The sequence below is a fragment of the Streptomyces gardneri genome (assembly GCF_006539185.1).
Classification (GTDB): domain Bacteria; phylum Actinomycetota; class Actinomycetes; order Streptomycetales; family Streptomycetaceae; genus Streptomyces; species Streptomyces gardneri.
On the sequence record NZ_BJMN01000002.1, the window covers coordinates 210,197 to 224,318 of the forward strand.

The 14,122-nt window shown below is 72.3% G+C and carries 12 protein-coding genes and 1 pseudogene; 7 read left to right on the top strand and 6 right to left on the bottom strand.

Annotated features, from left to right (window positions below; all coding sequences use genetic code 11):
- The first annotated feature begins 124 nt into the window (after nucleotides 1-124).
- From SGA01_RS01645 to SGA01_RS01660, 4 genes are all read left to right on the top strand, one after another.
- Complete coding sequence (locus SGA01_RS01645) at nucleotides 125-892, top strand: GntR family transcriptional regulator (protein ID WP_141292529.1); 768 nt, start codon at nucleotides 125-127, stop codon at nucleotides 890-892.
- 36 nt (nucleotides 893-928) lie between these two features.
- Nucleotides 929-1,846 (top strand): GntR family transcriptional regulator, encoded by a 918-nt coding sequence (locus SGA01_RS01650; RefSeq protein WP_141292531.1) that lies wholly within the window; start codon nucleotides 929-931, stop codon nucleotides 1,844-1,846.
- A gap of 63 nt (nucleotides 1,847-1,909) precedes the next feature.
- Entirely contained in the window at nucleotides 1,910-3,856 is a 1,947-nt protein-coding gene (locus SGA01_RS01655; protein WP_167533972.1) for a PE-PGRS family protein, read from the top strand.
- The gene (locus SGA01_RS01660; protein WP_141292533.1) at nucleotides 3,853-4,836 is read left to right on the top strand and encodes a hypothetical protein; all 984 of its coding nucleotides are present in this window, start codon (nucleotides 3,853-3,855) and stop codon (nucleotides 4,834-4,836) included. The genes SGA01_RS01655 and SGA01_RS01660 overlap by 4 nt, the downstream gene beginning before the upstream one ends.
- Nucleotides 4,837-4,864: 28 nt before the next feature.
- Here SGA01_RS01660 and SGA01_RS01665 read toward each other — a convergent pair whose 3' ends face one another.
- The 5 genes from SGA01_RS01665 to SGA01_RS01690 all read right to left on the bottom strand — a co-directional run bounded on the left by SGA01_RS01665 (nucleotide 4,865) and on the right by SGA01_RS01690 (nucleotide 9,833).
- On the bottom strand, nucleotides 4,865-7,012 hold the full coding sequence (locus SGA01_RS01665) for a tetratricopeptide repeat protein (RefSeq protein ID WP_141292535.1): 2,148 nt from the start codon (nucleotides 7,010-7,012) through the stop codon (nucleotides 4,865-4,867).
- A 192-nt stretch (nucleotides 7,013-7,204) separates the two neighbouring features.
- The gene (locus SGA01_RS01670) at nucleotides 7,205-7,924 is read right to left on the bottom strand and encodes a hypothetical protein (RefSeq protein ID WP_141292537.1); all 720 of its coding nucleotides are present in this window, start codon (nucleotides 7,922-7,924) and stop codon (nucleotides 7,205-7,207) included.
- A 315-nt stretch (nucleotides 7,925-8,239) separates the two neighbouring features.
- Nucleotides 8,240-8,422, bottom strand: coding sequence for a hypothetical protein (locus tag SGA01_RS42750; protein ID WP_371865962.1), 183 nt, complete (start codon nucleotides 8,420-8,422; stop codon nucleotides 8,240-8,242).
- A 32-nt stretch (nucleotides 8,423-8,454) separates the two neighbouring features.
- Nucleotides 8,455-9,249, bottom strand: a complete 795-nt coding sequence (locus SGA01_RS41670; protein ID WP_229917702.1) for an SMI1/KNR4 family protein — start codon at nucleotides 9,247-9,249, stop codon at nucleotides 8,455-8,457.
- Nucleotides 9,250-9,320: 71 nt separating this feature from the next.
- Nucleotides 9,321-9,833, bottom strand: coding sequence for a hypothetical protein (locus SGA01_RS01690; protein WP_141292538.1), 513 nt, complete (start codon nucleotides 9,831-9,833; stop codon nucleotides 9,321-9,323).
- 138 nt (nucleotides 9,834-9,971) lie between these two features.
- Here SGA01_RS01690 and SGA01_RS01695 point away from each other — a divergent pair, with 138 nt between their 5' ends.
- On the top strand, nucleotides 9,972-10,787 hold the full coding sequence (locus SGA01_RS01695) for an alpha/beta fold hydrolase (protein WP_141292540.1): 816 nt from the start codon (nucleotides 9,972-9,974) through the stop codon (nucleotides 10,785-10,787).
- A 96-nt stretch (nucleotides 10,788-10,883) separates the two neighbouring features.
- Nucleotides 10,884-11,288 (top strand): hypothetical protein, encoded by a 405-nt coding sequence (locus SGA01_RS01700; RefSeq protein ID WP_141292542.1) that lies wholly within the window; start codon nucleotides 10,884-10,886, stop codon nucleotides 11,286-11,288.
- Nucleotides 11,289-11,316: 28 nt separating this feature from the next.
- Here the strand turns inward: SGA01_RS01700 and SGA01_RS01705 are convergent, their stop codons facing one another.
- A complete protein-coding gene (locus SGA01_RS01705) occupies nucleotides 11,317-12,138 on the bottom strand; it encodes an isocitrate lyase/PEP mutase family protein (protein WP_141292544.1) in 822 nt (273 codons plus the stop codon).
- A 153-nt stretch (nucleotides 12,139-12,291) separates the two neighbouring features.
- Here SGA01_RS01705 and SGA01_RS01710 point away from each other — a divergent pair.
- Nucleotides 12,292-14,014, top strand: a pseudogene (locus SGA01_RS01710) (FAD-dependent monooxygenase).
- Nucleotides 14,015-14,122: the final 108 nt, after the last annotated feature.

A 14,122-nucleotide genomic window follows, 5' to 3' on the forward strand; every position in this document is an offset into this window, starting at 1 on the left:
AATCCCCGGGAAAAGATGTGTTGTTCAGTCGATGACAGGTCAACTCGGCCGACTAGTATCCGACTTACCAGTTGACCAGTTGACGTCTGACGAGCAGGGGGCGTGGCATGAAGGGCGGCACGGCATGAACGACGACTCCTCCAGCGGGGTGCTGAAGCGGGAACGCGTACGGGAGCACCTCCTGGGCCTGATCGAAGCCGGCGGCCCCGGCGACCCGATCCCGTCCGAGCGCACCCTCTGCGCGACCCTCGGCGTCTCCCGCCCCACCCTTCGCGCCGCCGTCGACGAACTTGTCGCCACAGGCGCGCTCGTACGGGAACACGGCCGCGGCATGTTCGTCGCCCCCGCCAAGATCACCCAGCGCCTCGCCCCCGACGACGCGGCCTTCGCCGTCCCCCGGGCCTCCGGCACCTGGTCCAGCACGGTCCTGGAATCCGCCACGGTCCGGGCCGGCGCCCGCATCGGCCGCAGGCTCCGCCTCTCGCCCGCCGCCGAACTGCTCTACATCGCCCGCCTCCGCCTCGTCGACGGCGCCCCCATGGCCATCGAGCACCTGCACATCCCGGCGGACCTGGTCGGCGCCGCGCTCACCCCGGAGGAGCTCGAAGCGGGCGACCTCTACGACCACCTGCGGGAGCACCACGAAGTCCACGTCCAGGAGGCCACCCAGTCGATCGAACCCACCGTCGTCAGCGAGGACGAGGCGGCGCTCCTCGACGTCCCCGTCCTCTCGCCCGCCCTGCTGATCGAACGCCTCACCCTCGACACCGCGGGCCGTCCCGTCGAGTACGTCCACTCGGTGTACCGCGGTGACCGCTACCGCATCGTCTCCCGCCTCGACTTCACGCGCGACGGCCTCGTGACCTCCTCCACCGAGGGGGATGCATACTGACGCGCAACCGATCGGACGACGGGGAGAAGGGCCGGGATGAAGCCGCACGGAGAGGGCAGCGCGCAGCCGAAGGCGCAGGCAGGGACGCAGCCGGACGCGCAGGCCAGGACGCAGCCGGACAGGCCGGCCAAGGCGCGGCCGGACGCGCAGGCCGGGGCGCAGTCGGATGGCGCGGCCCGGCCGGAGCTCAAGCGCGAGCGCGTACGGGAGCATCTGCTCACCGTCATCGACGCCCGCCGCCCCGGTGACGCCATCCCCTCCGAGCGCACCCTCTGCGCCACCCTCGGCGTCTCCCGCCCCACCCTGCGCGCAGCGGTCGACGAACTGGTGGCCACGGGCCTGCTGGTGCGGGAGCACGGCCGGGGCATGTTCGTCGCCCCCGCCAAGATCACCCAGGAACTGGTCGCCGAACAGCACACGGCCGACGCGCCCCGCGGTCAGGGCGGCCGGGGCGGCTGGACGAGCAGGGTGCTCGAACTCCGCACCGTACGAGCCGGCGCGCGGATCGGCCGCAAGCTCACGCTCTCCCCGGCGGCGGAGCTGGTGCACGTGACCCGCCTCCGATATGTGGACGGCGACCCGATCGCCCTGGAGCACCTGCACGTCCCGGCGGACCTGGTCCCCGGTCTCACCGTCGCCGACATGGAGGGCGGCTTCTACGCCCACCTGCGCGAGAAGCGCGGCATCCGCACGGCCCACGCGGTGCAGTCCATCGAACCGACGGTACTGAGCGAGGAGGAGGCCGCGCTGCTGGACGTCCCCGTCCTCTCACCCGCGCTGCTCTTCGACCGGATCACCTCCGACACGGGCGGCAGACCCGTCGAGTACGTGCGCTCCCTCTACCGCGGCGACCGCTACCGCATCGTCTCCCGGCTCGCCCTTCGCGACGGCGCCGCCGACCACCCGGCGGCGGACGCCGGGCCCGCCGGGGCATGGTGGGGGACGGTGGAGTGACGTGAGGGGGCACTGGTGCCCCCGCCGCGATGCCCCACCCGCCGACTCGGGCAGGATGGCGCCATGGGGAACCGACGCGGGCGTACGAGGGCGGAACTGGCCGCACTGCTGGAGCGGGCGGGACTGGAGCTCGTGGGGGAGTGGGGCCCCGAGAACGTCCTGACACCCGCGGCCGCCTGGCGACCCGTCATCTGGTACGAGGCCGTGCCGACCGCCACCGTCCGTGAGGACCGACCCGACCTCGTCCCGGCACTCAACGTGCAGTGGCACCGACTCGCGCGCGAGTACGGAGTCATCGACGACAAGGGCGAGTTCCTCATCCATGTCGCGGACGACGACACCTGGGCCAGGGTCCGCCTCGCCGCGACCTGGGACCTCGCGGGCGTCCTCGGCGACCGCGCCGGGCAGCCCGAGTTCGTCACGCTCTCCGTGGACGGGGACGCACTCCTCGGAGTGACCTGTGAGGAGTACGAGGTCTGGCTCGTCGCCGTCGGCGGAGTCCGGGAACGACGCGAGGAAGAGGCCCGGGCGACGGCGCGGGAGACCCCCGAGGAGCGCGAGGCCGCATGGGACGGGCTGCGCAGCGCGCGGCTCCGGCCCACGAAACGGCTGTGGGGGACGTGGGTGGACTGGCTCGGCTTCAACGACGCCGCGAGCGACGAGGTGCTGATCCGGCTGCTCGACCTCGGAGCCGTCTCCTTCCTGCACCGCACGTCGTCCGCTGCCGTCCTCGACGCCGCCCTCGCGCACGCCGACCCGCAGATCCGTGCCGCGCTCGCCGAGCGACGGCGGCCCATGGCCCCCGAGCAGTGGACCGCCCTGGTCCTCGGCGAGGGCAGCCCGGCCCGGAGGGCTCTGCTCGTCGAGATCGCCGCCGCCAGGGGCGGCCTGACGGAAGCAGGACACGAACGGCTCGCCACCGACCCGTCCCCTCTCGTCCGCGCGGAAGCCGCCAGGACCCCCGGCCTCCCGGCACACCTCCTGTCGGCCCTCGCCGCCGATCCGGACCCGTCCGTACGGGCCGCCGCCGCCGGCGATGCCCGACCCCACCCGGGGGCTTCGCCCCGCCCGATGGACCGGGCCGCGTACGAGGCCCTGGCCGCGCACGACGACCCCCACATCCGACGGACCCTGGCCGCCGATCCGCACGCGCACCCCCAGGCGCTCGCCCTCCTCACCGCCGACGAACACGCGGACGTACGACGGACCCTCGCCGCGCACCCCCGACTGCCGGCCGCCGCCCTCGCCGCGCTCCTGGCGGACGAGAACGAGCCGGTGCGCCGGGCGGCGTCCGTCCACCCCGAACTCTCCGAGGAGCAGCGGGCGGAATGCCTGCCGGGCCTCGACCTCGACGGCATGCGGCACGACGTGCCCTGGGTGCGGGACCTCCATGGCGACCCGGAGGCGATGCGCCGGATCGCCGCCTCATGCCACCCGCTGCTGCGCGGCACCGTCGCCAGGGCCCGGCATCTCCCGCCGGATGTCGTCGAACGCCTCGCGCGGGACGAGGACAGGGTCGTACGCCTCTTCCTCGCGGAATCCTGCGACGACGCGCCGGCCGACATGCTGCTGGAGGTCTGGCAGTGGTGGAACGGCAGCTTCAGCTCACCCGGGCGCCCTCGCACCCACCCCAACTTCCCACGCGCGGGCCTGCTCCCGTACGCGACCGACCCGCACCCACGCCTTCGCCAACTGGCCCTGGACGACCCCGAATCCACCCCCGAGCTGGTGGAGCGGTTCAGCCGGGACGAGGACGGCGAGGTCCGGCTCCGGGCCGCCACCGACCCCCGTCTCTCGGCGGCCTCGGCGGTCCGCCTGCTCGACGACGGGAGCGCCGCCGTCCGGCATGCGGCGGCCCGTCATCCCGCACTGCCCGCACGGTCCTTGGTCCGTGCGCTGCGCGACCGTGACCTCGGGCGGGACGCCGTCATGAACCCGGCGCTGCCGGATTCGGTGATGCACTGGATGATCGACACCGCCGCGGCAGGACTGGAGGAACAGCGACCGTGACCGAGGAAGACGCCGGCCGCGCCTCCATGTGGCCGACACCGGTCGATGACGTACCCGACCTCCTCGCCGCGTACGCCCGCCCGGCGACTCTCCTCCGCCCGACGGCGGGCGACCCCGGCCCCCGTGACAGCTCCGTCGGCGGAACGCTGCTGTGGCCGGCGGACGAGCCGTGGCCGGTGTGCCGGGCCCCGCACGTGGTGGGGAAGCGGGAGAGGCTGTCGGACGGGGACCGCGAGCTCTGGCAGGAGTACGACCGCCGGATGAAGGCCCGCAGGCGGGCGCGGACCCGAGGCTCGTCCGTGATGAGGGCGGAGGAGGACGAGGCCAGGACCCGGATCATGGACGGGGCGAGCGCGATCGACCTGAAGACCTGGGAACGGATCCGAACCGTCTCGGAGCACCCCGCCACCCCCGTGCCGATGATCCCGGTGCTCCAGCTCCACGCCCGGGACGTCCCCGGCCTGCCCCTGCCGGAGGGGGCGGACCTGCTCCAGCTGCTGTGGTGCCCGGACGACCATGCCGAGCCGCCCGGCCAGCCGCACTACTGGGGACCGAACGTCGAAGTGCGCCACCGCGCAGCGGCGTCGGTCCGCACGGTGGCCGACCCTCCGCGGCCGGAGCACTCCAAGGGCGTCTACCTCCCCCGTCCCTGCGTCCTCGACCCGGTCCGCGTCGTCGATCTGCCCGCGGAGGACGAACTCCCGGCGGAGCTCGTCGGCACGGCACACGCGTGGGCGGATGCCCGGGCCGTCGCATACCGCCACCTGGCCTGCCTGCGCGGCTGGAAGGCCGGAGGCTGGCCGAGCTGGCACCTCACCGACCTCGTGCCGATCGACTGCGCCTGCGGGGCCCGCATGCGACTTCTCCTGACGCTGGACAGCGGGGGTGACCCGAAGCTCACCATGGGCCGCTCAGGCGAACTCCGCGTCTTCTCCTGCCCGGAGGACCTCACCCACCCGTTCCGACTGAACGTGCAGTGACTCCGCCCCGATGGCCGGGCGGCGGCGGTCACGGCTCGTGCCGAGGCGGAGCGAGCAGGGAGCGTGCCAGGACGAGGTGTCGGTGACCGGGTTCGAGGACTCGTCGCGCTTCCTCGAGTATCTCCGTGAGTTCGCCCCGCGCCTCCGCGCCGCGTCCGACGGCGATCAGCCCCTGGACTCGCTGGAGTCGGCTGTGCGTCACATGGGGGTGGTCGTGTCCGAGGAGGCGGCTCCGCTCGGAGACGAGCCGGGTGAACTCCGCGATCGCCTCTTCGGTGCGGCCCGCCTGCGCGGCGAACGCCGCCTGGGTGCTGCGGATGGCGAGGGTATGGGGGTTGTGCGGCCCCAAGGCCCGTTCGGCGTCGGTGAGGAGCAGGCGTAGCTCGCGTTCCGCCTCCGCGAGGTCGCCCCGCAGGCTGGAGAACCAGATGAGGCTGCGCCGCACGGCGAGGGCCTGCGGATGGTCGGCCTCCGCACGCCGCAGCCGAACGTCCAGGAGGGCGGCCAACTCCCGTACAGCTGTGTCGACTTCGCCCGCCTCGCCCGCGAAGTAGGCCTGCTGGTGCCGTGCGGCGAGGGTGTCGGTGTGTTCGGCGCCCAGTGCCGCCGTGGCGTCGGCGACGAGCCGTACGAACGCTGCCGACGCGGCCCGGGCCTCGCCGGACTCGCCCGTGAAGAACGCCCACTGGTGGACGGCGGCCAGTGTCTCCGGGTGAGCCGCGCCGAGTGCCGCCCTCCTCCGTTCCACCACGCGCAGGAGGTCGCGGGCCGCGTGCCGTGGCCTGCCGCGGTCGCCGGTCACGATCGCGAGGAGGAAGTCGGCTTCCGCCGCGCCTCCCGCGCGGGCCCGTTCGAGGGCGGCGGCGGCCCGGGGGAGCCTGCCTGCCTGATGCGCGACGAGCCCCATGTCGTAGGCGTCGGCGGGCTCGACGAGGGCCAGCAGCGCGTCCCACAGGTGGTCGGGCACGGGCGGCAGGTCCGAGGCTGTCAGCACGTAGTCGAAGGCGGTGTACCCCTGGCTGTAGTTCCCGATCAGCAGCCCGCTCGTCGCGTACGCGGCCTGGCAGGCCCAAGCCATCGCCTCGGCGAAGGGCTCCGGCTGCAGGTCGGGCCCTCCGCGCTCGGCGAGATAGGGACGGTGGAGGTCCTGGAGCCATTCCCTGCTGACCGGCCGCCGCAGTCCCGACCGGCGGCAGTCGACGGCGGCGGCCACGACCGCCGCACCCCGGGGGTTGGCTCCGGGAGCCCAGGCGTTCTGCCAGGCGGTGAGCAGCTCCGGTCCGGCCGCCACGACCTCGGCGAGTCCGAACCGGTCGCCGCTCTCCAGCGCGAGCCTGATCCGTGGATCCTCGCGATGCGCCGCGGCGCGCAGCTGCTCCGCTTCGGACCAGTGCCGTTCGAGCCGGATCTTCACCGCCGCGTTCAGCACGTCGCGTTGGACGCGCCAGGCGTCCCGGTCGGACCCCGTCAGCCGGCTCTCCTCGCGGGCGTCGTACCGCCGGAACTCCTCCGAGCGCATCGTCGCCAGGATGACGACGCGCCCGGGTCGACGCCCGAGGAGCTCGTCCACCATGGGCGCCGTCACACCGTCGGCGCCCAGGTAGTTCTCCAGATCGTCCAGCCACAGCACGGCGCGGCGACGCCGACGAGCCACCGCGACCGCCGGGGCCAGCGCGCTCCGGTCCATGGGTCGTACGAACGCGTGCCGGGGAAACCGGGACCGCGCGACCTCGTACGCCAGGCGCGTCTTCCCGGCCGTCGACTCGCCGACGATGAGAACGAAACCGCCGTCCTCCAGCGCCCGGCGAACCGAGGGCTCCGCGTCGCGCTCCACGTACGGCGGAGGAGCGCGACGGTCACCGGGTCCGTCGGCAGGGTGGACCCCCGCGAGCTCGGGCCGGTCCAGCCGACCGAAGCGGGGGACGCGTCCCGCCGCCGTACGGAGCAGGGCGCCGCCGGGAGCATGGACCCGCTGGGACGGCTGCAGGAGGTCCGCGACGAGCGCGTAGACGGCCGAGGCGGCCGCGCCGATCCCGGTGGCCAGCGGTCCCGAGGTCCAGGTGGCGGCCAGCGCCAGAGCGAAGGCACCGACCCCGACGGCCGCCACGTACCTGATCCACCCCCGGGCCCCACCGCTGTCGTGCTGCCTGCCGCTCGCCCGAATGAACAGTGACACGCTGCCCCCATCGCGTGGCGTGGAATCCCATTCTCGCCACGCCACCCCCGATGTCGAGGGGGCTGCCGGAAGTCCCGACCGAGGGCTTCCGGGGCTGAGGCGCGCAGACCGGTTGGCGGCCTCCTGAACCGTGGACGGGAGGTGGACCTCGTCAGGGTGTCGAGTGCCAACAATTGGTGTGTTTCCAAGAATTCAGAAGCGTCTCCCCCAGTTCACGGTTCCGGAGACGCAGTCGTTCCATCCGAAATTGCTCAGGTGGTAGCGTGTCCGACCGGCCGGAAGTTCGAGCCGCGAGCCTCCCCAATTGGGCCTGTCGAACAGCGTTATGTGCCATCGACACCAGTCGACCGACGAAATTATGTCATTCCAGTCCCCCAGGCCGAAGATTCCGCGGGGCACATTCTTGAGGTTACTCCATCCCCTTCCGGGGCCATTCTGCAGCCAGTCTCCACCGAGGTCGTCGTGCTCGTAGTAGTGCGAGTCGACCGAGAGTGAGTCCGGGTTGGAGGTGCCGATGTCGCCGTGGCGTGCATGAGCGACAAGGTGGTCCCTCATCCCCTCGAGTGAGGTGAACATGTAGAGAACTTCGTTCCCTTTCCCATCGAGACCAGGCGTCGAGTAGAGCGCTTGTCCATCGAATTCGTGGACCGTTTCGGGCTCGTTCGTCTCGCCGTCGATCACCACCATCATCTCGGGCGGTCGGTGTGGCCTCGGGGGCAGTTGGGCCTCGCCTTCGGTGTGGCCGATCATCATGAGGTGATCTTCATGCGTGATTCGAGGTGCGGTCGCAGCCAACCGTTCCACGATCGCATCGAAGGAGTCGATTCCGGACTTCTTCAGGCTTTCGCGAACCCGTGCCACCATTTCCTCGTGACCTGGTTCTGCGATGTTCCGGTTCATTTGCTGGGTCATGACGACTCACCATCCTCTGATCAGGGTGACGGCTCGGCGTGACGGCGCCTTACAGCACAGAGGGGCGTCCTGATGCGGCGGGTGGGCCTCCGACTGAGACATCCAGGGTGGGCCCGTCCGCTCGCAGGGCTCGCACGCCGAGTGACGCGACCGGCGATCTGCTCACTTCAGCGATCGCATAACGTCGCATTGGTGGGCCCTGCGTAAACTTCCACAAGGAAGCAGCGATTCCAGATTCACTGTCCGGAGCTGTGTGATCGAGGGGCAACTCACCTCTCTTCATTCAGGCACATGCGCATAAGAAACGCACGTGGATCACGTCGTGACGTCGGGGAAGCCTGCCATCGGCACGGTGACCGGCAGATGCCGGCCTTCACCCCGGGTGCCCCTGCGCCGCAGGGTCTGACGGATCGCCCCGGACGAGTACGCCTTGTCCGGGGCGATCGCGTCGGGCCTGCGGCGGGGCCGCCCGGCCCCGGCCCGAGGCGCCCTCGCCACGACCCACCACAAGATCGATTACCAGGCACCCCCTAGCGGCTGAGGATCCGTGAGGTGGGCAGGAAGAGGGTCCTTTCCTCCGGGTCGGCGATCTCGTCGATGTCGTCGAAGTAGTACGACGTCGTCGTGCCGGCGACCACATCGAGGACGAACCGGCTGCACGACATCGCATGGGCCTCCCAGTACGGGCCGCGGCCCTCGTTGAGGATCACGGTCCACTCCTCCGGCTCGACGCCGGGCCGGACCAGCCAGTACAGGACGTGGCCCGCGCCCTCCACGTACCCCCAGGGCACCAGCCGCACGTCGCCCGCTTCGAGTTCCGAAGGCTTCTCCTCGCCCATGTCCCAGAGACCGGCGAGGATCTCCTCGCGTTCGGCGGTCTGGGCGACGAGGTCGTACATCGCGTCGGGGCAGTCCGGCTCCAGGAGCCAGAGCAGCCCCGCGAAGACCCCGCCGCCGTAGGTCCGGACGAGCCGCTTGTAGTCGGCCGGCAGGACGAGGCCCAACTTCTCCTCGACGGCGTCCCATTCGACGGCCCGGCCACTGTCGTGCGGCGGCGGGCAGAGCCGTTCCAGCGGGCGGGTGTGGCGCAGGCCGCGGGCCGTCCGGATGTCACTCGGCAGGGCGCTGAACCGAGCCGGATTCCTGGTGGCGTCCAGCACCACGGCCCGCATGCGGTCACCGACTGCCGGGCGGGGCGCGTCCGACCACCATGAGGGGTGTTTGGCCTGGTCGATGAAGCCCTCGTACCCCTCGGTGCGCACGAGGGCCCCGACCGGAGCCACGCCGGTGACGACCACGTCGTACTCGTCATGATCAGCAAGCATGGGATCCACCCTGCACCATGCCGGCGGGCGGTGGCCCGGCGGGTGAGGTGAGGATGGCGTGCGCGCCCGCCTCACTGCATGGACGGCGTGCTCGTCACGATCTCGGGGTTCACGGTGTCGAAGTACACGTGGTCCGTCGTCGGGGAGAGGTGGAACCGGCCGATGTAGAGCGAGCCGGTGATGAGCTTGTCGTAGCGGACACTGCTCACCCACGCGGCGTCCTCGGGCAGGAACTCCGCCAGTTCCTCCGGAGGGTGAGGGAGCACGGAGGGCTCGAAGGCGTGCACCGGCTTGGCGACGATGGAGGTGACGGCCCCGGCGGGCAGCCGCGCCACCCCGACGACCCGGATCCGCGGATCCTGGTCCGGAATCCATTCGCGCCCCGAGTCGTTCGGGTTGTAGCCGAGCCAGTGGGGGTCGGACAGCCGGCCGATCGCTCCGAACCGGCGCTGCAACGGTTCGACGTCGGTGTTCACTTCCCGAAGGTCCGGCTCGGCCTTGCCGTCACCGGACGCGCACGCGACGGCGCCGCCCCCGCCCAGCACGAAGAGCCCGCCGAGCATCAGCCACCCACGTCGACTCACCGACCTCGACGTCCCCATGAACCCCGCCCCCGCCCCGTCCGCCCATCAGAGTCCTCGATAGTACGGGCGTACGCGCGCCGGCGTCCGCCTCGAACGGCGGCCCTCCCGAGGGTCGGCACGCTCTGAAATGATCAACGCGTGACAAGCGACTTCACCGAACGATCTGACGGACCGGCACACGAAGCCCTCGTCCCCACCCCCGACGGCGGTCGACTCTGGGCCGAGCGCAGCGGCACCGGAACCCCGGTCGTGCTCCTGCACGGCGCCGGCATGGACTCCCGTCTGTGGGACGCCGTCGTCCCCGAGCTGGCCCGCCACCACGACGTGATCCGCTACGACGCCCGCGGACTCGGACGCTCCACACCACCGAGCGAGCCGTTCGGCGACGTCGAGGATCTGCGCGCCGTCCTCGACCACTTCGGACTGCGCCGAGCCGCGCTGGTCGGCTTGAGCATGGGCGGGGAGACCGCGCTGGACTTCGCCCTCGCCCACCCGGAGCGCGTCGCCGCCCTGGCCCTCGTCGGTGCCTCGGTCAGCGGTCACGTCTGGCCGGAGAGCCCCGAGCTGTCGGCCTACTCCACGGCTCGGCGCGGGCGGGACACGGCCACCCTGGCCGAGCTGGAACTGTCGATCTGGGCAGCCATGGGCCGTACGGCTCCCGGGGCGGACCTCATCGAGACGATGGTCGCCTCGAACGCCGAGCGGCGAGTCGTGAGCGAACAGCACTGCGTCGTCTCCACGGGCCGTGATGCCGAACCGCACCTCGGAGCCATCACCGCGCCGACTCTGGTCGTCCACGGTGCCCACGACCACCCGGAGATCGCGGTGATCGCCGAACGACTCGCCACCGACATCCCCGGAGCCCGCGGCGAGACGATCCCGGACGCCGACCACTACCTGCCGCTCCGCACGGCCGACCGCCTCACCGAGCTCCTGCTGTCACACCTGCCCTGACGCGCGGCCCCCGGGACTCCGGTTGACAGCTCCCATGGCCGGGCGTAGTCCGGAAGAGGGGACCCATGCGTCGAATCCGCGGAGAGGAGTCCCATCATGCTCGGCGACCTGCTCGGCGAGGAACAAGGAGACACCACGGGAATCCGGGTGCTGTCCACCGACGGCGGCCACCCCGTAATGGAGGCGTCCTTCCAGGCGACCGGCACCCTCCTGGGCGTCGGGGTCAAGGACATGGGCACGTACGAGTCGGTCCTACGGGCCGACGGCACCCTCTGGGGAGAAGGCCAGGGTGTCCTGATGACCCAGGAGGGCGAGACGATCACCTGGCACGGCTCCGGCGTGGGCCGCTTCGACGACACCGGCGCGGTCGACTGGCGCGGTGCGCTCTTCTTCGAGACCGTCTCGGAGAAGTTCGCGCGACTCACCGGCATCGCCGGCCTCTTCGAGTTCCATGTGGAGGAGAGCGGGAAGGCCACCGCCAAGATCTACGAGTGGAAGTAGCCCCCCTGGAAGTAGCCCCCCGCACGCATCAGGTCGTACGGTCCGCCAGCAGCAGTTCGTTGAGCGTCGCGTAGTCGAATCCACCCTCCAGCGCGCCCGTCGTGCCCTGCTCCAGCAGCTCACGGGCGGCCCGTCGGACCAGTCCGTACGCCGCCTCGGCGATGGAGGATCCCGCGCTCACACGGGCGACCCCCGCTTCGGCGAGCGCCGAGACGGGCAGCGCGCCGGGTCCGGCGACGAGGTTCACCGGCAGGGGCGAACCGTCCACGAGCAGCCCGATCGTCGCCGTGTCCAGACCACTGAGGACGAAGATGCCGTCCGCACCGGCCGCCTCGTAGGCGCGGGCACGGACGAGCGTCTCCGCCAGCCATGCCGCCGGGTCGCCGGAGGGCATCCGGTGGGTGTCGATGCGCGCGTTGACGAACAGCGGGACGCCCGCCTCGTCCGCCGCCCGGCGCGCGGCCGCGATCCGCTCGACCTGTTCGGCGACGGGCCGCAGGCTGTCCTCCAGGTTGATGCCCACCGCTCCGGCCGCCAGGACGCCCCGCACGGTCTCGGCCACTCCCTCGGGGTCGGCCGCGTAGCCACGCTCGATGTCGGCGGTGACGGGTACGTCGACGGCGGCCGTGATCCGCGCGACGGCACCCAGAGCCTCGTCACGGCTCAGGTGATCCCCGTCGCCGTGGCCCAGAGACCACGCCACCCCGGCGCTGGTGGTCGCGACCGCGGGCGCACCGACCTCCGCCACGACCCGGGCGGACGCGGCATCCCAGGCGTTGGGCAGGACCAGGGGCTTACCGGGGACGTGCAGCGAACGGAACAGCCGGGCCTTCTCCACGAGATTCGTCATGCGCGCATTGCACCACGACAGCCCCCGGAACGATCACTGATTTCCCGGATCCCCGGCTCGCCGCTCCCGCACCGCCGAGTGACGATGGAGACGACCGGGACGACGGCGGGGGAGTCGGGGACCGACCCGGGGATCAGCCGCTGGGAGGCAGCCGTGGCGCGCACCCGCACGACCGATGTCCTCGTCGTGGGCGCAGGTCCCGTAGGACTGAGCGCCGCCGCCGAGCTCCGCCGCAGGCGCGTGCGCTGCCGCCTCATCGACCGGCTCGCGGCCCCCCTCCCGTACGCCAAGGCCGTCGGGATCCAGCCGCGCACCCGTGGAGATATGGGACCGGATGGGCCTGGCCCGCGCCGCCCTGGAGGCGGCGATCGACATGCGCGGGCAGCTGGTCTACGTCAACGGCCGGGAACGGGTGCGGATCGAGCTCACGCTGCCGCCCGAGGTGCCGTACGGTTTCGCCGCGCTCCCGCAGTACGAGACCGAGCGCCTCCTGGAGGAGTACGTCATCGGCCTGGGCACGACCATCGAGCGCGGCACCGAGCTGCTGTCGTTCACGCAGGACGAAGACGGGGTCACCGCCGTCCTCCGCACGGCCGCCGGCGCCGAGGAGGAGGCCCGGGTGGGGTATCTGATCGGCTGCGACGGCGCCCACAGCACCGTCCGCAAGCAGCTGGGCCTGACCTTCGAGGGCGGGGCCTTCCCCGAGGAGTACATGCTGGCCGACGTCGAGGCCGACTGGGACCTGCCGTACGGATACGGCGTACGGTCCAGCCACGTCGCCGACGACGGATCCACCGACGACCTGCTGGTCTGCATCCCGCTACCCGGGACGGGGCGCTATCGCATGTCGATGCTGGTCCCGCCCGGGCTCTCCACGGCAGCCACGGTCCCGGACGGCACGGGCAGCTCGGACGGCACGGGCGGCACCGCGAGGGGCGACGGCGTGGCGCACGGCCTGGAGGCGGGCAGGGCCCCGGAACTGCCCCACATCCAGGCCGTCGTGGATCGCCTCGGCCCCATGCCGGCCACCCTCTCCCGGATGCGCTGGTCCTCCGTCTTCCGGATCAGCCACCGGATCGTCGACCGCTACGGCGAAGGCCGGGTGTTCGTCGCGGGCGACGCCGCCCACATCCACCCGCCCACCGGCGCGCAGGGCATGAACACCGGCATCCAGGACGCCGGCAACCTGGCCTGGAAGCTCGCCCTCGCCTGCCGCGGCGAGGCGGGCCCCGACCTGCTCGCCAGTTACGACGCCGAGCGCCGCCCGGTCGGCGAAGAGGTCGTCGGCCGCACCGTTCGTCACGCCACCCAGGGCACCGACGCCGACCCCGACGACCCGCGGACCGTGATGCTCCGCGAGGCCCAACTGCTCGTCAGCTACCGGGGCGGCCCCCTCGCCCGAAGCACCTACGGACAGGCCCGAGCGCCCCGGCCCGGCGACCGGGCTCCGGACTGCGCCGGCCTGACGACCGCCGTCGCCGCGTACCTGCTACGCCTGCTCGACATCCTGCGGGGCCGCACGGAGCACGTCCTGCTCCTGTACGCGGCCGAGCCCGCCCAGCTGGCCGCGGCGGCGGTCGCCAGCGGGGTGGTGCGGTGGCCCGACGGCGGCCCGCAGGCGGAACACCGCCCGCAGACCCTCGCCGTCCTCGCCCGCGAGGCACCCCGGACGGGCCTGGACGGACTGGCCGCTGTCCCCGGATACCACGACGCCGCAGGGGAGTTCGCCCGGCTCTACGACCCGGACGGCCCGACCGGCTTCGTCGTCCGCCCGGACGGGCACCTGGGCGCCCGCTTCCCGCTCGCCGTCGCCGCGGCGGCCCTGCGCGACTACGTCGCGTCGCTGTCCATGCCCGCCGCCTCGCCGCGGGCGTGACCATGAGTGGACAGGGCCTTCGCCCGAGCCGAGCCGAGCCGAGCCGAGCCGAGCCGAGCCGAGCCGAGCCGAGCCGAGCCGAGCCGAGCCGAGCCGAGCCGAGCCGAG

Coding starts and splice junctions, on each gene's coding strand:
- SGA01_RS01655 (WP_167533972.1), top strand. CDS start 1,910: ATGGGGAACCGACGCGGGCGTACGAGGGCGGAACTGGCCGCACTGCTG.
- SGA01_RS01705 (WP_141292544.1), bottom strand. CDS start 12,138: ATGACGAATCTCGTGGAGAAGGCCCGGCTGTTCCGTTCGCTGCACGTC.
- SGA01_RS41670 (WP_229917702.1), bottom strand. CDS start 9,249: ATGCTTGCTGATCATGACGAGTACGACGTGGTCGTCACCGGCGTGGCT.
- SGA01_RS01670 (WP_141292537.1), bottom strand. CDS start 7,924: ATGACCCAGCAAATGAACCGGAACATCGCAGAACCAGGTCACGAGGAA.
- SGA01_RS01650 (WP_141292531.1), top strand. CDS start 929: ATGAAGCCGCACGGAGAGGGCAGCGCGCAGCCGAAGGCGCAGGCAGGG.
- SGA01_RS01645 (WP_141292529.1), top strand. CDS start 125: ATGAACGACGACTCCTCCAGCGGGGTGCTGAAGCGGGAACGCGTACGG.
- SGA01_RS01700 (WP_141292542.1), top strand. CDS start 10,884: ATGCTCGGCGACCTGCTCGGCGAGGAACAAGGAGACACCACGGGAATC.